Source organism: Streptomyces sp. NPDC087428, from assembly GCF_044744085.1.
Classification (GTDB): domain Bacteria; phylum Actinomycetota; class Actinomycetes; order Streptomycetales; family Streptomycetaceae; genus Streptomyces.
Map to the genome: position 1 here is coordinate 259,592 of NZ_JBIUXR010000004.1, position 18,087 is coordinate 277,678.

An 18,087-nucleotide genomic window follows, 5' to 3' on the forward strand; every position below is an offset into this window, starting at 1 on the left:
GCGGTGGCGGTCGGTACTCGGTGGCCTACTCGTGTGCCCCGATGCGTCGATTGGGTCCGGAATCGTGAGCCGCGAGGAGATCCAGGACGCTGTCGGCACCGGCGCAGTACCGCACGAGCCGTTCGAAGCCGAGACCGAAACCGGCCGTCTGGATCCCTGAACGCTCCTTCCAGTCGGCGTACACCGGATTGGGCTCGCCACCCAGCAGCCGGGACTGTTCGGTGATCTCCCTCCTGTCCCGCGGCCGCAGTCCGCCGGTGGCGAGTTCGCCGTACCCCGCGGGCAGCATGAGGTCGTAGGTCTCCTGAAGACCGTCCTCACCTCGCTGATAGAGCGAGTCACGCACACCGAGTGGGTACCGGTGGATCCAGAAGGGTGAGTCGAAGCTGTCGGTGAGGGTCCACTCCTCCTCGCGGGTCAGATCACTGTTCTGCGGCTCGTCCGGTTTGCGGCCGCCGAGCTTGAGCGCGTCCGCGAAGGAGACTCGGGGGTAAGGACCGCTTCGCAGTCCCTGGAGACGGGTGACTGCCGTGCCCGCGTCATCGGGGAGAATCGGCTTCATGTGGCGGGCCAGGCTCCCGAGGATGCTCTCGGTGACGGTGAGTGCCTCGTCCGCGTCCGCGGCCCGCCACTCGACGACCACCTGGAAGAACGTGTAGAGGTGCTTGCCCGACGCCTCCTCTCCGTCCATGAGGAGTCTCAGACACGGCGTCAGGCAGTAGACCCGGTCGGCGTGCTCAAGAGCCATCTGCTTTTCCACCGAGTGACTCACGGGTAACTGGTACGCCCATTTCCCGTCCACCGAGACCCGGCCGTCGCTCTCCGCGGTCACCTTCGGTCTCGCCCTGTCGCCGAGGACCGCCACCGAGTGCCGCGCGCCCGGCTCCGCCTCGGACGAGAGCAGAGCCGGAAGTATTTCGAGGAAGTCATGTTCGAGAAGGCTACGGCGCAACGACTGCAGCACCCGACCGGTCCATTGGTACGACTGCGCGGAAGACAGGCTCACTACACTCCCAGGGGATGAGGCAATCGCTGTGCCGAGGGCTGACTTCGGAGCCACAGACGCCGGAGATCTCGTCGGATCGATCCGACTCGCCTGCGGTCTCCTCGAACGGAGCCCCCTTCACATTCGCGTATTCGTCAGCGGGACCGGACGCACGATTGCAGTATGAAATATCCTGTGATCCTAGCCCATTTTCAACATCAATAAACATTGCTCATGCGTGAATGAGAATGGGTGAACACATGGCCGGAATGAAACCCTTGCCACCTTCGTGGCGTATTCGTTCGACCGGATGAATGTATTCCGTTTCGCTTCGCACCTGCGGGCAGCCAACGCACCCCATGGATAAGCATCGAATTGATACGATGACGCATTCGCTGAGAACTCACGTGAATGAGCCAAGACAAGGGCGTACTCATGGCTGAAATACGGTCGGGCGGACTGGGATTCTTCGATCTCGACGGCAAGGTGGCCGTGGTCACCGGTGGAAGCAGCGGCATCGGGGCCGCCTGCGCGCGACGCCTCGCCGAGGCCGGGGCCACCGTGGTCGTCGGCTACAACACCGGCGGCAGCCGCGCACAGGAACTCATCGCCACCCTGCCCGGCACCGGACACAGCTCGGCGCGCATTCCCCTCGACGACTCCTCGGCCATCCGCAGAGCCGCAGAGGAAACCGCCCGCCGCCATGGCGCGGTGGACGTGCTCGTCAACTCCGCCGGCGTCACCGAGAAGGTGTCACACGCCGACCTCGAGGCGCTCACGGACGAGGCCTTCGACCGCGTCCTGACGCTGAACGTGCGCGGCACCTTCTCGGTGATCCGCGCCTTCCTGCCGCTGCTACGCGCTTCCGGCGACGCCGCCGTCGCCAACATCTCCTCGATATCGGCCTTCACCGGGCTGGGCAGCTGCATCGCCTACTGCGCCGCCAAGGCAGGCCTGGACGTCATGACCGCCTCCCTCGCGCGCGTGCTCGGCCCGCACATACGCGTCTTCAGCCTCTCCCCGGCAGCCGTCGACACGAACTTCGTACCCGGCCGGGATCCAGCCACCCTCCGGGCACAGGCGGAGTCCGCGCCTCTCCCGGTGGTCGCCGACCCGGACGACGTCGCCTGTTCACTGATCGGTGCTGTCACCTCCCTGCGGCTCAGCACCGGCAGCAGCATCGTCATCGACGGCGGCCAGCACCTGTGACCGGGCCGGACCGCCGGTCGGCCGCGAGTCAGCTCCGCTGGAAGAACTCCACCTCCGCCAGGGCCAGATGACGTCCCTTGGTCAGGCCCGTGGGCGAGTGCAGGATCAGGCGAATCGTCTTCACGTCGCTGATCCCGGTGGGAACCGGCTGCGAGCCCGGTTTGTCGCTGAGGGTGACCTGCTTCGTGTGCTTCTCGCCGTCCTCCGTCGTCACCTCCAGGTCGATCCGGAGCGCGCGTGCCTCACGGGCGTAGGCCTCCGGGGACTTGGACGCCCCGTTGGTGATGAGCACGTCGACCAGCCGGAACGGCTTGCTGAAGGTGTACGTCACCGAGGCCTCCGGCCCGGGGGCGCCCCAGTAGCGGTTGTTCAGGCCGTCCGTGGTGTTCTTCGCCGGGTGCCGGGGGATCTCGGCGCTGGCGGCGATGGCGACCGGGGTCACGGCCTTGGGCGTGCCCATCTTGTCCCGGGTGTCCTCGATCAGCGCGCGGCCGGCCGGCAGCAGCAGGAAGCCTCCCGCGCACAGGGCCACCAGCACGGCCAGGATCACCAGGCCCCGTACCACCCGGCCCGAGCTCGCCCGCGCCCGGCGACGGCGGAACGGCCACACGGTCCGCCACCACGGCAGCGGGGCGGGCTTCGCGGTGGGGTTCAGCGGAGCCGCGCAGCGTCGGCAGAACCGGCGGTCCGGCAGATTGGGCGTGTCGCAGGCCGGGCAGGGCACCCCCGCCGCCTCTTCCCGCACCGCCTCGGACCGCACGACGGGACGCCTGGCCACCGGCTTCGCGGGGAGTACGGGCAGCACGGGGTCCGGTACGGACGCCTCGGGGGCGGGCGTGGCCGGGGGCCGCGGTGGCCGCGCCGCCGGCCCGGTTTCGGCAGGAGTCGGCGAGGGCGCGGGGGGCGCGGCGGGTGTGCCGCCGGGGGAAGGATCCACGGACGCGGGCTCGTTCGCGGCGGGCGCTGAGGCGGGCGCCGCGGTGGTGTCGCGCGGGGTGGGTTCGGGTGGGGCCGAGGCGGGCGAGGGTGTGCCCGGGGCCGGTGTGGTGTCCGACCACCCCAGGTACGCACCGCAGTTGCCGCAGAAGTCGTCCGCTGAGCCGTTGGACGCCCCGCACGTGGGACACGCACGCATGGCGTCACCTCCCTTCATCGGCGGGTGGGCCGGGCAGGACCTCCACCCGGCAGACGGTGTGCACCGGGCACATGGCCCGGACGATCTCGTTGACCCGGTCCGCGTCCACCGCGGCCTCGCGGCCCGGCCACACCCGGACCAGGATCTCCGCGGGGGGCCGCGGCGGCAGGTCGGCGCCGGAGGTACGCGACCACACCGCACCGCCGTCCCCCGTCACCTCGGCATGGACGCCGAGCCCGAGCCGTAACCCCTCGACCAGACCACGCCTCGTGCCGCGCCAGCGGTGCAGCTCCACCGCGTGGACGACCGCCTCCCGGCGCAGTTCCACGGGCCACCGCGGGTCGTCGCCCGCACCCACCCAGGAGGCCAGCCAGGCCAGGAAGTCGGCCGGGGTCACCCGGGGGTCGAAGTAGGCGGGCAGGTTGTCGAGGGTCGCGAACACCGGGGCGAGCACGGTGTCGAGACCCTCGGTGAACCGCTGCGCGAAGTCGTCGTCGGCGTACAGGGCGGGCAGTTGCTCCCCGATCGGGTACCTGCTGGGCAGGCCGGGTACGGCGGCGCGGCTCATCCCCGTGCCTCCGGTTCGATCGCGGTGACGACCACCTGGTGCTGGTAGGAGAAGACCAGCGCGCCCGCGCCCACGTCGATGCGGTCCGACGGCGCGCTCCGTCGGCCCGTCGTCGGGTCTGCGGCGAACAGCCGGATCTCCTCCACGAGCGCGTTGCCGGTGGCGCGTTGCAGCACGCCGAACACCTCGCCGTACTGCACCGGCCGCCCGAACGGCCACCCCGTTCCGTCCGGGCCGCCGTGCAGCGGGTTGAGGAGCCGGAACAGTGCGGCGAGCGCGGCGTCACGCACCCGGTCGGTGTCGCCCGGCGCCGCCGCGAGCCGGGCCACGACGGTGACGCCCTGGTAGACCGGCGGCTCCACCACGAGGCGGGTCCCGATCAGCCGTCGCTCGTCGAGGCTCGCGGTGATCGCCTGGAGCACCTGGTCCGAGGGGATCAGCTGCTCAAAGCGGAGCCGGTCTCCCTCGTCGGCCACCGCGTCCGGCACCACCAGGACCCGCACCGCGCCCGCACCGTCACCCGCGGGCAGGCAGCGGACCCGGCGCACCGAGGGCGCCGCCCGGCGGCTGATGATCTCGTAGTCCTCCGCGGTGACCGCGCGCTCCTGCATCCGCAGCGCGTCCGGCGCGCGGAGCTTGGCGTTGGCGACGGTCTCGCCGGCGACCCCACCGCGCGCCGCCTCCCGGTTGGTGACCCGTGCCACGTACGGCACGGAGCTGCGCAGCACGGAGATCACTCCGCGTGCGACATTGCCCGCGGGGCCTCCGCCGGTGCGGTAGCGGGCCACCCGTATCTGCGTGCCCTTGGGCGGTACGGCGCCGCACTGGCGCAGCGTGCCGTCCTGTTCGCGCAGCACCGGGGGGAAGGTGAACTCACCGCTGGTGGCGTCCACGCGGACGTGCCGGTCGGCGGGCCCGGAGCGGCCGAAGTGCTCGACCACCTCCCAGCGGTGCCATCCCTCGGCCGAGGACACCTCCACCACGGGGGGTTCGCCGTCGAGGAGGACCGGCGGGCGGCCGAGCCGGAACGTCTGCCCCGCGACCCCTTCCGAGGTCCCGAGGGGTACGTCGGTCACCGTCTCGGCGTGCTCGACGTACATGGTGCCGCCCACGGTGAACACCGCCGCCTCGCGCACCGTCGGGGACTCCGAGTAGAACGGCTGGCCCGGCTCCGGCTCGGTGACGCGGCAGCGCAGCCAGCCGGCGCGGGTGCCGCCGATCACCGACGCGGTGTGTCCGGCCGGAACGTAGACGATGACCTCGCCGGGACGGTTCAGTCCGCCGGTGGTGTCCGTGCCGGTCTCGCACTCCCGCCAGCCGCCGCCGTCCCACGCCTCCCACACCAGCGGGGGCTGGCGCGGGTCCACACCGATGCCCTCCACCCGGCTGTCCACGCGCACCGCGACCACGCAGCGCGGCACGGGCGTCGGCAGGCCGAAGAGCAGCGCGTCGCCGGGCTCCGGTGTCGCCTGGAAGCAGGGCACGTCGAGGCCCTCGGCGAGGGTCCTGGTCCGGTCGCTCTGCTCACCGGTCCGGGGCGCGGTCACCAGACGGGTCAACTCGCTCGGGATGATGCGGAGTTCGTCCGTGGTCGTGAAGACCACGGCCTCCTCGGTCTCGCCGCGCACGGTAGTCACCTCGGTGCCCGCGGGGAGCGCCACCGTTTCGGGCTGCGGGGCCGACAGCCAGAAGTCGACTTCGGCCCCGGCCGCCGCCGGCGGGAACAGGCAGATGCCCAACAGGTCCAGGAACGCGGTGTAGTTCTTGTCCGGGACGCGGTTCAGCCGGTACAGCAGCTGGTCCACGAGGTAGGCGAACGTCTCGATCAGGGTGACGCCCGGGTCGGAGACGTTGTGGTCGGTCCACTCCGGGGCGCGCTGCTGCACGTACCGCTTCGCCTCGTCGACGAGTTGCTGGAACCGCCGGTCGTCAAGGTTGGGGAAGTCCAGAGCCATCAGTCCGCGACCAATTCCTCGGTCTCCTCTTCCGAGGGGATCGTGTAGAAGGGGAAGACCAGGTTGCGCCGGTCATTGGTGGAACGCACGGTGTAGTGCACGTCGATGTAGAGGGTGCCGTCCTCGACGGCGTCGAAGGCGACCACCACGTCGTCCACCGCGATGCGCGGCTCCCACCGTTCAAGGGCCTCACGCGTCTGCTGCGCGATGCGTCCGGCGGTGGCGCCGTTGCCCGGGGCGAAGACGTAGTCGTGGATGCCGCAGCCGAACTCGGGGCGCATGGGGCGCTCGCCGGGCGCGGTACCGAGCACGAGGCGGATCGCCTCCTCGATCTCCTGCGCCCGTTCGACCATGGCGATCCCGCCGGTCGGCCCGACCCGCAGCGGGAACGCCCAGCCGCGCCCGATGAACCGCTCGCTCATCACATGCCCCCGATGCGCACGTTCTGGGCTCCGGTCACGATGTTCCCTGAGCACGCCGTGCGGTCGCCCGCCCGTGCGGCCGGCAGCCCTCCGATCAGCACGACGCCCGTGGCGAGCGCGGCCGGGTCGGGCAGGATCACGTTGGCCGGTCCCAGCAGTGCGTGCGGCGGTATCGGGCAGGTGTGGAGGCTGCCCACGACGGCGGCGGGACGGCCGCCGATCAGCACGCGCATCACCGCGGCGGCGGCGCCGGGCGGCGGGGCGGCGATCACACCGCCGTGGCTGGTGGGGTCGCCGGTACGGGCTGCGGCTGGCATACGGCACTCCTTGCGGAAGGTCCTGGGCCCGGGGGCCGGTCGCGGATTCGGTCGGTGGGACGCGTGGGGCACGGGGTCGGGGGCGGGTTCGGTGGGCGGGGGCCGGGGGTGGGACGGGCGGGCTCTCAGTTGATCCGGATGAGCCGGGCCTTGAGGACGCCCAGCAGACCGCCGTCGACGGTGACGTCCGAACCGCCGGTGAGCTTCACCGAACGGCCGCCGATCCGCACCTCGTCCGTTCCGTCGATGTCCACCTGTCTGCCCCGAACACTCACGTTGCCGAGCTTCGCGTCCAGCGTGATGCCGTCCTTGTCGAGCACGACGGAGGTGAGGGGGCGGCCACGCCCCGCGTACACCGTCAGTTCGATCCGGTTCCGCCGGTCGTCGAGGCGTACTTCGAGACGCTCGTCACCGGTCAGGAGCCGCAGCCCGGACGGGCCCGGCGCCCTCGCGTCCAGGAGCTCCACCCGGTGCCCCGAACGCGAAACCACCGAACGGCGGTTGACCTTTCCGCTGGTCCTGTCGATCAGCGGGACGTCATGGGGCGACGGCTGGTCCACGCCGTTGTAGAGCCCGCCGATGACGTACGGGCTGTCCAGCAGGCCCTGTTCGAAACCGACCAGCACCTCGTCGTTGACCTCCGCGCTCACCACCCCTCCCCCGCCGACGCCGCCCCACTGCACGGTGCGCACCCAGTCGGTGACGTAACTCTCGTCCAGCCAGGGGAACTTCAGCCGCACAGCGCCGCGTTCCGCGCCGTCCGGCTCGCGCACATCCGTCACCACGCCGATCGCCAGACCGGGCATCCGGGGACCGCGGTCCGGCCCGCCGGTCACCAGGCCTGTCAGGGAGCGGTCCGGGCCAGCGCCTACCCAGACCGTCGTCCGGTACCCGTTGTGCGGCTCCAGAACGTGCTGCACCGCCGTGGCCGTGTAGCGGCCCGAGAACGCCTGCCCGACGTTGCCGAGCGCCACGGGCTTGCCGGCCCGCAGCCGGGGGTTGCCCTCGGCCACCGCCTCCAGTTCCCCGAAGCCCGCGCTGACCTGGGCCGCCGTCGCGTCCGCTACCGCCGTCGTCTCGGCCTGGGTGCGGTACGGGGTGTCCGTGACGGTCACCTTGGCCGTGCCGAACCGGGCACTCACCGACGGGCTCAGCCCCGGCACCGCCGTCTCACTGACCACCGACGGATTCCGGGCCACCAGCGGCCGCTTCGTGGTGACGTCCCAGCCGCGCACCTCCACCGACGCCGCACTGTCCGCGGCCGACAGCGAGGCCCGCAGCGCGAGGAGGTTGCGGCCGTACTCCAGGACCATCGGGCTCCGCGTGGCCGAGGTCGACGGCGCGGGCGCGCCGGACGCCTTCTGCGGCCGGGTGAACTGGAGCAGCCCCTTGTCGTCGACGCGCACCTGGGCCCCGCTCTCGCCCGCCAGGTACTGCAGGAAGTCCCAGTCGGACACGTTCGCCTGCGAGAGCTGCTGATACGTGACCGGGGCGGCCTGCACCGTTCCGCAGGCCAGCCCGGCTCCGGCGGCCACCTTGCGGACGATCGCCGCCGCCGTCATGTTCCGGTACGCCACCACCTTCCGGCCGCGCTGGAGCCGGTGTGCCTTGGAGTACGCGCGCACCACGGTGAACGAGCCGGTGGCGTCCCGGTCCAGCTCCAGAGCCGTCACCTCACCGTCGAACAGCCGCTCGCGCGCCTGCCCGGATGCGGTCACCACCGAGACCCGCAGCGGGGTGCCGATGGTGACGCCGGTCGCCTGAAGGAACTCGTGATCGGGGTCGCGGAAGGTGAGAACCGCCGCGTCGGGCAGGCCAACGTTCTCGTCCACCACACAGCTCACCAGCTGGGCCGCCCAGACCTGTGGGAGTTCGGCGGGCGTCTCCACGACGGGGTCCGCCGTGAACGACCGGCTGCCCTGGGCCTCGGTTGTGCTCACCGTTCCTCCTCACTGCCCGTGTCCCGCAGCGCCGGCACCACGAGTTCGGTGCCGGGCGCGAGCGCCATCGGGTCGTCGATTCCGTTCGCCTCCGCGATGACCCGCCAGGCCGTCGGGTCGCCGTACTCCCGCCAGGCCAGCATCGCGAGGCTGTCTCCCGCCACGACGGTGTGCGTACTGCGGGCGGTGCGCGCGCCGGACGTCGGGTTCTGGCCCGCCGGGTCGACGCTCGCCTCCTCGATGGACAGCGAGCAGGTGGCCCGCAGCGGCTTGCCGTCCACGTCGAACAGCGTGTAGCTCACCGACAGGCTGGACAGCACCCCGTCGAACGCCGTCGTCCGCGCGGTGCCCCACTCGAACCGGACCCACGGGCTGGCCGGCTTCTTGCGGCCCAGGCTGGCCGGGGTCGGCACACACGCCTTCATCAGCTTCTCCACCGCCTGCTCCACGGAGTTGTCATGGGTGGCGGTGGCGTCCAGGAACACTTCGAGGCTCAGCGTGCGCGGGCCACTGCCGACGAACTCGGGCAGCGCCGACTGCCCGGCCATCCGCGACGGGGAGCGCCGCCACTCGGTGGTCTTGCGCAGCTCCAGAGTGGAGGGGTTGAACTGGAGGTCGAGCTGCGCGACCGTCCCGCCGGGCTTCGCGCCGACCGAGGCCGGGGGCTCCTTCAGGGTCAGCTGGGCTCTGGCCCGGCTGGAGCGCACCGCTGGAGACATGCCTGGAGTTCCTTTCCGGTGCGGGTTGCGTGGGCGGAGGGAGTGGACAGCGGATACGGAGGCCGTGGACAGCGGATGCAGGGGTGTGTGGCCGGTCAGGTGGTGACCACCCGGCCTGCCGAGGCTTCGCGAGGGTGTGTCAGGAAGGACGCAAGCCTTGATGGGCGATCTCCAGGGTCTCCACGGCGGCCTCCGATCGTGCGGGGTCGAAGGACGGCCCCTGCCAGCGGACCGGGACGATCCCGAACACCTGCCAGCTGATGATCCTGGTCAAGTCCGGTTTCAGCGCCACGATCTCGCCGTCCTTGGGCTCCACCCGGCGCAGCGTCTCGTCGAGCCACCGGCCGATCTTCGCCGTGTCGGCGGTGACCGGCCTGGTGAGCGTGATGTTCGTCCAGGTCACGCGTCCGGGCAGTTGCCAGGTGAAGCCGTTGTTGCCGCCCTCGGCATAGCTCTCCATCTCTACCTCGGCGCCCATGCCGGAGCAGGTGTGGAAGGCGCCGAGGTCGTTCCCGGCGATCGCGAGCCGGAAGAACACGCTGGTCGCGAAGATGCTGTCTGTCATTGGTCCGTCATCCGTTCCGTGCTCTCAGCGGCGTCCGTCGTAGGGGCGGCCCGTGCGGTCCCGGCCGCGCCGCAGTTCGGTGCGCAGCAGCCGGGCCATGGGGTCGAGCAGGCGGCGCGCCAGCTCGTCCAGTTCGGCCCCGGTGCCCTGCGGAATCCCGGCCTGCCCGGTCGCGCCCCTGCCGGGGGCGGCCGGCGCCGCGGCCGACCGCTGCTCCGTTTCCGCCGTGGCGGCCGGTCCGCCCTTGGATACGGAGACGTCACCGGCACCTTCACCGGCACCGGTGACCTCTCGCTGAACCGCGGGCGCTGCCCGGCCGGTTCCGCCGACCGCCGCTGCGGGGCCCCGCGGGACGGTCCGTGGCCGGACCACGGGGACGGTTCGTGTCGCATGTGCCGGTGTCGGTGTGACCGGGGGGCGGCCCGCGAGTGCCTGCGCCTGCGGCGCGGTCACCGGGAGGGGCCGCACCGGGACGGCACTTCCCGGTGCGGTCTCCCCAGCCGTCCCCCGGAGGGGCGGCGCGGGTCTGACGACCGGGACGCGCTGGACGGAGCCCTGAGCGCCGGTGCCTTCGACGCCGCGCCCCACCGGTCCGGGGCCGGGATGCCCGGCGGCGGCCCGCTGGAGGTGCGGCGCAGCCGGGGCCACCGGGGCCGCTGAGGACGGACCCGGTGAATGGTGTGCGGGGCCGCTCCGGTGCGGAGCCGGTGTGCCGGGCCAGCGTGCGGCCACCACGGGACGGCCGCCGGAACGGGGGGCGGCGGGCGCCGCCACGCCTTCCGGGGCCCGGGTGTTCAGGCGGAGCGGGCGTGCGGCGAGCAGCGAGAGGGTGGCGGTGCTGGTGCCGGTGTGTGGTGCCGTCGGAGCGGAGTGCGTTCCGACGCGGGCCACGGCGAACGGGCGCGAGCCGCCGACGCTGGTGGTCCGGGCGCCTGCGGTGCCCATGATGCCTGCGCGGGCTGCGCGGGCTGTGCTGGCCGTACTGGCTGTGCGGGCTGTGCCGGCCGTGGCCCCTGCGGAACTTACGGTGCCTGGGGTGCCTGCCGCTCGTCCGGTGCCTGTCGATCGTCCGGTGTCGGTGATGGCTGTGGCGCCTTCCACCGTCGGGTGGCGGGGTGCGGCGGCCCGGGACGGTGTGACCAGGGGCCCGGCGGGTCCGTCTCCGTGGTCCGTGGGACCGGGCAACGCGGTGCTTCCAATGGAGCGGTCGGCAAGGCTGCGTTGGACATCGCCAGTTCCGGCGCTGGAGGTAAGACGGGGCTGTACGTCAGTCGCGCTCAGCAGCGGCGCGTCCGCTCCGCCCCCTGCCTGCGCGGGGGGCGCGACCGGGGGTGAGACAAGCGGTGCGCCCTCGGGGCGCGTCCGGGCCCGGTCCGCCGCGGGCAGCGCAGGAGCCGCGCCGGAACTCCGGTCCTGACGTGCGGGAGCACGCTGGATGTCGGGGCCGGACGCTGTACGGGAAGCACGCGCACCGGACACGGCGGAAGCCGCCGGGCCGGCGCTGGGCGGCAGCTCGGACAACGGCGCGCCCAGCCCGCCGCGCGCGCGTGCCGTGGAGCGACGGCCGGGGGTCCGGCCCGGGGCATCGGCCCGGTCCGCGGTGCCGTCCGGCGCTACGGGGGCCGTGCCCTTCGAGCCGCCGGCGCTCGGGGCCGGGGTACCGGCCGTGCCCTCGGAACGGCGTTGGACGACGGGAAGCGCCGGACCGATCGCCGGTCCGGTGCTGGACGCGGGTCCGGTGCTGGACGCGGCGGGCACGGCGGTGGCATCCGCCGCCAACGGCAACGAAGTGGAAGGCAGTTCGCTCAGCGGGGCGCCGAGGGACGCGCGGCTGACGGTGCGCTGCGCGGGCGCAGCCGGGCGTGCCCCTGACCCGGCCGGTGCCGTCGCGGTGGTGTCGGGGCCCTGTGCCTCGGGACCGGTGCCGTTGCCGGGCGCCGGGACGGTGGCGGGCCGCAGGGCAGGAAGTCGGCGCACGGGTGGTCCGGCCGTTCGGCGGGCGACGATCGGCAGAGGGCCCACCGGGCGGAGCCGCACGGCCTCGCGGGACACCTCGGTCCCAGGGACGCGGGATGCCTCCCGCTGCCCGTCTCCCCGGGCCGACGGGGGCCCCGTCGTTCCCGTCGCGCTGCGCTGGAGGGCAGGGCCGGACGGCGTACGGCTCCCGGAACCGGCCGACGGACGGGACGCACGGCCGGAGTGCGGCTCGGACGCGCCGGACGGTGCCCGCGCGGCACGGCCAGCGGAGGCGGACCGGGCCACGGGGCTGTCGGCGGCGGTGCCCGGGACCACCGACACCCGTCGTACCAGCGGAATGTGCGGAGCGGCCGGCTCGCGGCCGGAGCCGGTGTCCGTGGGGGTCACGACCGGAGCCGCACCCGGCTCCGCTGCCCGTTGGACAGGAGGACGTGATGGGCCGAGCGTGGCGGGGGACTCGGAGGACGTGATGCCACGGGTCCGAGAGGTTTCCCCCGAACGTCCCTTCTCCACACCGGTGTTGTCGCCGGGGTGGGGCCCCGCGGCCGCCGGCTCCGGACCGGGGCCCGCGCCCACCGTTCCCCTGCCGCCCTCGCCGCCACGGGAGTGCCGTGCGGCGGATGCCGGCGCGGCGGACGGCGCCGGACCGGCCTGCCGCGCTCCCGGACGCGTCCGGCGCGAGACCTGCGGTGTCCGGGCGGCCGGCAACCGCGCCGCACCACCCGCGCTCCCGGCGTTCGGAGCACCGGCGCCCGGTGCTACGGCAGTCGGAGCACCGGGAGCCGATGTGCCGCCGTCCGGGGTGTCCGCCCCCGCCGGACGCAGGGCCCTGAGCAGCAGCGGGCCCCTGCCGGTGCGGGTGGGCTGCGGCGCGGCGGGCGGAGTGACGCCGCGCACCAGGCCGGTCGGGGCGGTGGGCAGCAGGGCGTGGCCGAGGCCGGCGTCGAACGACGGGTTCTGCCAGGCCGCCAGGCCCGCACGGAAGGCGAGGCCGTCGCTGACACCGATCGGGGCGCGGGCCACGGTCAGCTCCGGCGGTGCGGTGCTGCGCCAGCCGCCGTCCCAGTCGCCGGGCACCGAGGAACCCGGGGCGCCGGACGTGCTCCGGGCCGGGCCGTCGCCGGAAGGACCGCCCCCGGCGCGCTCCGTACGCCGGGGGCGGTCCGCGGTGTCCGGCCCGGCAGCCCGGCGGCGCAGCCTGTCCCGCCATGCCATGCGTTCAACCGCCTTCGTTCACATGGGTGTTGATGCGGGCGATCTCGGATACCCACTGCTGGCGTTCGCCGTGCGTCAGGTCGAGGATCTCCTCGCGTTGCCAGTGGAAGTGGTAGGCGATGTACGCGATCTCCTCCCGGAGCCGGGGAAGGGCGTACGTCACGATTCCCCCAGGCGCCCACCCGAGAGGTCGACCTCGAAGCCGCCCTCGCAGTGCGGACAGGTGACCGCCGCCCGCGTGTGCCCCTCGCTGTTGACGCGCCGGTAGAAGTCCTGGAGGAACGCCACATCGGTGGCGTACATCCGCTCCACCACCCCGGCGTGCACATCGGTGATCGCGCCGAGCCGGGTGATCACCTGGCTCAGCAGCACCACGCTCAGGTACGCCGGGTTCTCCTTGACCCGCAGGTCGATCTGGGGCCGCAGCTCGTCACGGGCGGTCGCCAGGCGCATCGAGCCGTGGCGGTGCACCGTGCCCGCCTCGTCCACGTATCCGCGCGGGAGCTCGAACTCGAACTCGGTGCGCAGCCGGTGCTCCTCGCCGGCCGCCGGGGCGGCGGCGGGGGTGGCCGCCGCCCGCTCCGGAGCCGGGGCGGGTTCCGTCGCCTGGAGGATCTCCTCCAGGCTGCCCGCGGACACGGTACGACGCCTCATTCGACGACGATCTCCTCGAAGACGATCGTGACCGTCTCGGTGGCAGCGGCGGACTCGCCCGCCTTGAGTGACGGGCCCTCCCACTTCGAGGCCCAGCCCTGCATCAGCTGGATGCGCCGGACGGTGCTGCCCTCGGAGTCCTTGATCTCGATGGTGAGGTTCTGCCGCGCGGTGTCCACGGCGCCTTTGTTGAGGGTCTCCTTGATCCAGGTGGTGAACTCGCTGCTCTGGTCGAGTCCCCGGGTGATCGTGACCTCGCCGGCCTGCCGGGCGCCCGGCTGCTTGCGGATGATCTGCTTGCCCTCCGCGCTGACCTGGCGGATCTCGACGACTTCCTCCTCGACGGTCAGCCCGCTGATCTCCTGAATCGACTCGACCAGGTAGCCGCCGAGCTGCACGCCGAAGACGTGGGTGGAAAGAGCATCGCCCTCTGCCATGACTGTCTGTCACCTTTCTTTGTGGACCCGCGGGTCACTCGTCGATGAGGCTGGTGCTGTCGGAGAACTGAGCCAGCCGGAACACCACGAACTCCGCGGGCTTGACCGGCGAGACACCGATCTCACAGATGACCCGGCCCTGGTCGATGGACTCCTGCGGGTTGTTGTCGCGGTCGCACCGCACATAGAACGCCTCTTCGGCGGTGCGGCCGAACAGCGCGCCCCTGCGCCACTCCTCGGTGAGGAACGCGGTGACGTTGCGCCGAATGCTCGACCACAGCCGGTCGTCGTTCGGCTCGAAGACCACCCACTGGGTACCCAGGAGGATTGATTCCTCAAGGTAGTTGAACAGCCGGCGCACGTTCAGGTAGCGCCAGGCCGGGTCGGAGGAGAGGGTGCGGGCGCCCCACACCCGGACGCCCCGGCCGGAGAAGGCCCGTACGCAGTTCACGCCGATCGGGTTCAGCAGGTCCTGCTCGCCCTTGCTGAGCCGCAGCTCCAGGTCCACGGCGCCCCGGATCACCTCGTTGGCGGGCGCCTTGTGCACGCCGCGCTCGGCGTCGCTGCGCGCCCACACCCCGGCGATGTGACCGCTGGGCGGGACGGTGGTGTTGCGTCCGGCGGCCGGGTCGAAGACCCGCACCCACGGGTAGTAGAGGGTGGCGTACCGGGAGTCGTAGCCGGCTTCGTCGTTGCGCCAGGTGCGCACCTGCTGGGCGGTGAGTCCCGGCGGGGTGTCCAGGACGGCCACCCGGTCGCCCATCTGCTCGCAGTGCGCGATCGCGGCGAGCTGCACCGTGCGCACGCCCTCCGCGTCGATGTCGCCACGCTGGTGGGCGCTCATCAGGTCCGGCACCGCGACCATGGTGATCTCGTCGATGGTCTCCAGGCCGCCGAACCCCGTACGGTCCGCGACGTCGCCGACGTACTCGGACGCGTCGAGGCGCGCCACCTCGCCGGAGCCGGGCGCGGCGGGTGCGGCCGGGGCGTCGGGCAGGGCCACGGTCTGGCCGGCGGGCCGGCTCTGGGGTGCGTTGCGCTGCTCGGTGACCTCGATCAGGCTGGAGGCACGCGCCTGGTTGACGAGGTACCCCTTGACGTTCTTCCGGGTCGAGGCCTCGTACGTCTCCACGACCTTGTCGCCCTGGCGGACCAGGACCTTGAAGCGGTCCTCCGGCGGGTTCTCGCCGTCCGCGTCGGCGATCTCCACCGACACCCCGGTGACGCCCGGCCGGGCCACGACCAGGAAGCCGCCGAGCTCCACCGGCTGCGCGGCCCCGGTCGCCGGGCGCTGGGCGCCGTCGGCCGCGGGGGCTCCCTCGGCGGGGCCGCCGATCCGCACCACGTACGCGGCGCCGCCGCCGTTGGCGAAGTACCCGTAGACCGCGTGGGCCAGATAGGTGCCCTCGGTGAAACCGCCGAACAGCTGGGTGTACTGGTCCCAGGAGGTGACCAGTGTCGGTGCGTGGAACGGCCCGTTCCGGGCAAACCCCACGAACGCGGCGACGGCGGTGCCGACCCCTTCGATCGGTCGGGCACCGGACTGCACCTCCTCCACGTACACACCCGGGGTGAGGTACGTCGGCATACTCGCTCCTTCGCGTCCTTACGGGTCACCTGTGTCCAGGCCGAGTCTTCGCCGCCGGTCCGCCACAGCGACAGGGACGCGCGGACCTGGCCGGGGGCAAGACCGCTGCCTTTCCGGACTGCCCGCACTGGCCGTCCGGACGTCACCCACCGCCGTCCTCGCGCCCCCGCCCACCAGCCCGGACGCACCGTCGGCCCGCGCGGTCCGCCGTGGGCGCGGCGGGAGCGCGCCGATGAGGAGCCGGAGGGATGGGGGCGCAGAGGCAGCGGGCACAGTCGTTCGGGCAACGCACCGAGGCGGGACGGGACCCGGGGCCGCCGGTCCCCGTCCCTCAGGCTCCGCCGGCCTCCGCCATGTAAGGGCCGAACTCGCCCTCCAGGACCAGCCGTCCGAGCTTGCGGTACTCCTGCACGACGGCGGTCACCACCTGCCGCATGGTGAGCGGGCTGCCGGACTCCGCCGCGAGGTACGCCGCGGTCACCGCGCAGGCCCGGATCGAACCGCCGGCCAGCTCGAAGCGGTCCGCGCAGAAGCCGAGGTCCAGGTCGTCGGCCCTGGGCAGCCGGTTGCCCAGGCACCGGTCCCAGAGGGCGAGGCGCTGACCGGAGTCGGGCACCGGGAAGTCCGCCACCACGTCCAGGCGGCGCGTGAACGCCTCGTCCAGGTTGGCCCGGAGGTTGGTGGTCAGCACCGCGATCCCGTCGAACGACTCCATGCGCTGGAGCAGATACGCCGACTCGATGTTGGCGTGCCGGTCGTGCGCGCCCTTCACCTCTGAGCGCTTGCCGAAGATCGCGTCGGCCTCGTCGAAGAGCAGGACCGCGTTGACCGCCGACGCCTCGGTGAAGATCCGCTCCAGGTTCTTCTCGGTCTCGCCGACGTACTTGTCGACGACCGTGGACAGGTCCACCACGTACAGGTCCATGCCCAGGTCCGCGGCGACGACCTCGGCGGACATGGTCTTGCCGGTGCCCGACTCGCCCGCGAACAGCGCGATCACGCCACGCCCCCGTCCGCCGCCGGGCCGCATCCCCCACTGCCCGAGCACCTGCTCGCGGTGGCGGGCGCGCAGCGCGAGTTCGCGCAGCCGCCGGTGGGTGAGCGGCGGGAGAACCAGGTCGTCCCAGCCGACACCCGGCTCCACCCGGCGGGCGAGCCGGTCGAGGCCCGCGCCGTTCTGGGCGCGTACGGCGCTCTGCAGATCGTCGGGGCGGACCGGACCGCCCGCGAGGGCGGCCGTGCGGACCGCCGCGTCGGCGGCGCGGCGCAGCTGCCCGGAGTCCAGGCGGTGTGCGGCGACCGCCCTGGCGAGCAGCTCGGCGTCGCCGGTCGCCGAGCCGTCACCGGCGGCCCGGTCGAGGGCGTGCCGCCAGCGCTCGGCCTGCCGGCCGGGAGACGGCGCCGCCACGGTCAGGACGACGGGGGCGTCGGCCGCCCACGCCGGGTCCCAGCCGGTGGTGCCGTGCGTGAACAGCGGGATTCCGCGCAGCGCCGCGCACAACGCCCCGAGCGTACGGGCCCGTTCCGCGGGTTCCGCGGGCAGCGCCTCCACCGGTCCGAGGACGGCCCCCGCGCCGGTCAGGCGGGCCTCCCGGGCGGCTATCCGGGCGAGTTCCGGCACATCGCCGGAGCGCCGGGCCAGCGCCGCCGCGTCCAGGACGAGCGGACGCAGCCCGGCCGCGCGCAGGGCCGCGGTGGCCAGGCCCTCGGCGTCGCCGCCCCGGCTGCGCAGGTGGACGAGGCCGGTGCCCGTGGCTGCCGCGGCCGCGGCCCGGTGGACCTCTGCCGCCTCGGCGGTCGGGTCCTCACCGGCCTCGCCGAGCACCCCGGCGAGCCGGGCGTCGGGCCGCGCGTTCCCCAAGAGGTGCCCGGACACCCGGTCGGGGACCGCGAGAACGCGGGAGAGCGGTGGCCGTTCCGGCTCGGTGACCTCCAACAGGCCTCCCTCGACCAGCGGCGCCCCGGGGGCGAGCCGGAATCGGGCGGCTGTCGCGCCGGCCAGCCCGCACAGCTCAAGGGCGAGGCCGACCGTGGGCCGACGGCGTGTCAGGTCGTCGTTGAGATAGCCGTAGAACCGTTCGAACCGGGCGTCGAGATCGGGCGCCACCGCGATCAGCAGCAGGTCCAGATCCAGCGGCGACAGGCCGAACCGCACGGCGAGGCCTTCGAGAACGGACCCGGGAGGCGGCTGCCAGGGCTCGTGGGCCGGTACGTCGAGGCCACCCGGATCGTCCAGGATGCGGGTGATCGCCTCGGGGGTGAAGTACTGGCCCCGGTACGGGTCGTCGGGGTCGGGGTCGGCGGCGCGGCGGGCCGCCACCGCCTGCCGCACCCGCTCCTCGATCAGGCGGATCCGCGCCCAGAGGTGCTCCCCCTCGACGGAGAAGTCGGCGGAGACGTC

At 73.1% G+C, this 18,087-nt stretch carries 16 protein-coding genes; 1 reads left to right on the forward strand and 15 read right to left on the reverse strand.

Annotated elements, in window-relative coordinates:
* Positions 1 to 25: 25 nt before the first annotated feature.
* Positions 26 to 1,060, reverse strand: coding sequence for an amino acid--tRNA ligase-related protein (locus ACIO3R_RS10685; RefSeq protein WP_402105074.1), 1,035 nt, complete (start codon positions 1,058 to 1,060; stop codon positions 26 to 28).
* Between the two features lie 360 nt (positions 1,061 to 1,420).
* On the opposite strand from ACIO3R_RS10685, the gene ACIO3R_RS10690 reads away from it, so the two are divergent.
* Positions 1,421 to 2,194, forward strand: a complete 774-nt coding sequence (locus ACIO3R_RS10690) for an SDR family NAD(P)-dependent oxidoreductase (RefSeq protein WP_402105075.1) — start codon at positions 1,421 to 1,423, stop codon at positions 2,192 to 2,194.
* 28 nt (positions 2,195 to 2,222) lie between these two features.
* On the opposite strand, the gene ACIO3R_RS10695 is transcribed toward ACIO3R_RS10690, so the two are convergent.
* The 14 genes from ACIO3R_RS10695 to ACIO3R_RS10760 form a co-directional block, all read right to left on the reverse strand.
* Entirely contained in the window at positions 2,223 to 3,329 is a 1,107-nt protein-coding gene (locus ACIO3R_RS10695) for an NADase-type glycan-binding domain-containing protein (protein ID WP_402105077.1), read from the reverse strand.
* A 4-nt stretch (positions 3,330 to 3,333) separates the two neighbouring features.
* Positions 3,334 to 3,897 carry a phage tail protein gene (locus ACIO3R_RS10700; RefSeq protein WP_385036052.1) on the reverse strand — a complete coding sequence of 188 codons (564 nt, stop codon included), beginning with the start codon at positions 3,895 to 3,897 and terminating at the stop codon, positions 3,334 to 3,336.
* A complete protein-coding gene (locus tag ACIO3R_RS10705) occupies positions 3,894 to 5,852 on the reverse strand; it encodes a putative baseplate assembly protein (RefSeq protein WP_402105079.1) in 1,959 nt (652 codons plus the stop codon). Before ACIO3R_RS10705 ends, ACIO3R_RS10700 begins: the two co-directional genes overlap by 4 nt.
* Positions 5,852 to 6,274, reverse strand: coding sequence for a GPW/gp25 family protein (locus tag ACIO3R_RS10710; RefSeq protein ID WP_362955306.1), 423 nt, complete (start codon positions 6,272 to 6,274; stop codon positions 5,852 to 5,854). Before ACIO3R_RS10710 ends, ACIO3R_RS10705 begins: the two co-directional genes overlap by 1 nt.
* Complete coding sequence (locus ACIO3R_RS10715; RefSeq protein WP_385036054.1) at positions 6,274 to 6,591, reverse strand: PAAR domain-containing protein; 318 nt, start codon at positions 6,589 to 6,591, stop codon at positions 6,274 to 6,276. The genes ACIO3R_RS10710 and ACIO3R_RS10715 overlap by 1 nt, the downstream gene beginning before the upstream one ends.
* 125 nt (positions 6,592 to 6,716) lie before the next feature.
* Positions 6,717 to 8,531 carry a VgrG-related protein gene (locus tag ACIO3R_RS10720; protein WP_402105082.1) on the reverse strand — a complete coding sequence of 605 codons (1,815 nt, stop codon included), beginning with the start codon at positions 8,529 to 8,531 and terminating at the stop codon, positions 6,717 to 6,719.
* Positions 8,528 to 9,250, reverse strand: a complete 723-nt coding sequence (locus ACIO3R_RS10725) for a LysM peptidoglycan-binding domain-containing protein (RefSeq protein WP_362955297.1) — start codon at positions 9,248 to 9,250, stop codon at positions 8,528 to 8,530. The genes ACIO3R_RS10720 and ACIO3R_RS10725 overlap by 4 nt, the downstream gene beginning before the upstream one ends.
* A 139-nt stretch (positions 9,251 to 9,389) precedes the next feature.
* Positions 9,390 to 9,815, reverse strand: a complete 426-nt coding sequence (locus ACIO3R_RS10730) for a phage tail protein (RefSeq protein WP_363022505.1) — start codon at positions 9,813 to 9,815, stop codon at positions 9,390 to 9,392.
* A 24-nt stretch (positions 9,816 to 9,839) separates the two neighbouring features.
* Complete coding sequence (locus ACIO3R_RS10735) at positions 9,840 to 10,187, reverse strand: hypothetical protein (RefSeq protein ID WP_402105084.1); 348 nt, start codon at positions 10,185 to 10,187, stop codon at positions 9,840 to 9,842.
* 2,824 nt (positions 10,188 to 13,011) lie between these two features.
* On the reverse strand, positions 13,012 to 13,170 hold the full coding sequence (locus ACIO3R_RS10740; RefSeq protein WP_164494501.1) for a DUF6760 family protein: 159 nt from the start codon (positions 13,168 to 13,170) through the stop codon (positions 13,012 to 13,014).
* Positions 13,167 to 13,661, reverse strand: coding sequence for a hypothetical protein (locus ACIO3R_RS10745; RefSeq protein ID WP_385040083.1), 495 nt, complete (start codon positions 13,659 to 13,661; stop codon positions 13,167 to 13,169). Before ACIO3R_RS10745 ends, ACIO3R_RS10740 begins: the two co-directional genes overlap by 4 nt.
* Positions 13,658 to 14,098 carry a phage tail protein gene (locus ACIO3R_RS10750; protein ID WP_363022511.1) on the reverse strand — a complete coding sequence of 147 codons (441 nt, stop codon included), beginning with the start codon at positions 14,096 to 14,098 and terminating at the stop codon, positions 13,658 to 13,660. The genes ACIO3R_RS10745 and ACIO3R_RS10750 overlap by 4 nt, the downstream gene beginning before the upstream one ends.
* A 34-nt stretch (positions 14,099 to 14,132) precedes the next feature.
* The gene (locus ACIO3R_RS10755) at positions 14,133 to 15,686 is read right to left on the reverse strand and encodes a phage tail sheath family protein (RefSeq protein WP_385040078.1); all 1,554 of its coding nucleotides are present in this window, start codon (positions 15,684 to 15,686) and stop codon (positions 14,133 to 14,135) included.
* A gap of 331 nt (positions 15,687 to 16,017) precedes the next feature.
* On the reverse strand, positions 16,018 to 18,039 hold the full coding sequence (locus tag ACIO3R_RS10760) for an ATP-binding protein (RefSeq protein ID WP_402105277.1): 2,022 nt from the start codon (positions 18,037 to 18,039) through the stop codon (positions 16,018 to 16,020).
* Between the last annotated feature and the right edge of the window lie 48 nt (positions 18,040 to 18,087).

Bases quoted from the DNA above. Each gene is read 5' to 3' on its own strand.
- ACIO3R_RS10725 (WP_362955297.1), bottom strand. From the start codon at position 9,250: ATGTCTCCAGCGGTGCGCTCCAGCCGGGCCAGAGCCCAGCTGACCCTG.
- ACIO3R_RS10695 (WP_402105077.1), bottom strand. From the start codon at position 3,329: ATGCGTGCGTGTCCCACGTGCGGGGCGTCCAACGGCTCAGCGGACGAC.
- ACIO3R_RS10715 (WP_385036054.1), bottom strand. From the start codon at position 6,591: ATGCCAGCCGCAGCCCGTACCGGCGACCCCACCAGCCACGGCGGTGTG.
- ACIO3R_RS10690 (WP_402105075.1), top strand. From the start codon at position 1,421: ATGGCTGAAATACGGTCGGGCGGACTGGGATTCTTCGATCTCGACGGC.
- ACIO3R_RS10750 (WP_363022511.1), bottom strand. From the start codon at position 14,098: ATGGCAGAGGGCGATGCTCTTTCCACCCACGTCTTCGGCGTGCAGCTC.
- ACIO3R_RS10705 (WP_402105079.1), bottom strand. From the start codon at position 5,852: ATGGCTCTGGACTTCCCCAACCTTGACGACCGGCGGTTCCAGCAACTC.
- ACIO3R_RS10730 (WP_363022505.1), bottom strand. From the start codon at position 9,815: ATGACAGACAGCATCTTCGCGACCAGCGTGTTCTTCCGGCTCGCGATC.
- ACIO3R_RS10710 (WP_362955306.1), bottom strand. From the start codon at position 6,274: ATGAGCGAGCGGTTCATCGGGCGCGGCTGGGCGTTCCCGCTGCGGGTC.
- ACIO3R_RS10755 (WP_385040078.1), bottom strand. From the start codon at position 15,686: ATGCCGACGTACCTCACCCCGGGTGTGTACGTGGAGGAGGTGCAGTCC.
- ACIO3R_RS10700 (WP_385036052.1), bottom strand. From the start codon at position 3,897: ATGAGCCGCGCCGCCGTACCCGGCCTGCCCAGCAGGTACCCGATCGGG.
- ACIO3R_RS10745 (WP_385040083.1), bottom strand. From the start codon at position 13,661: ATGAGGCGTCGTACCGTGTCCGCGGGCAGCCTGGAGGAGATCCTCCAG.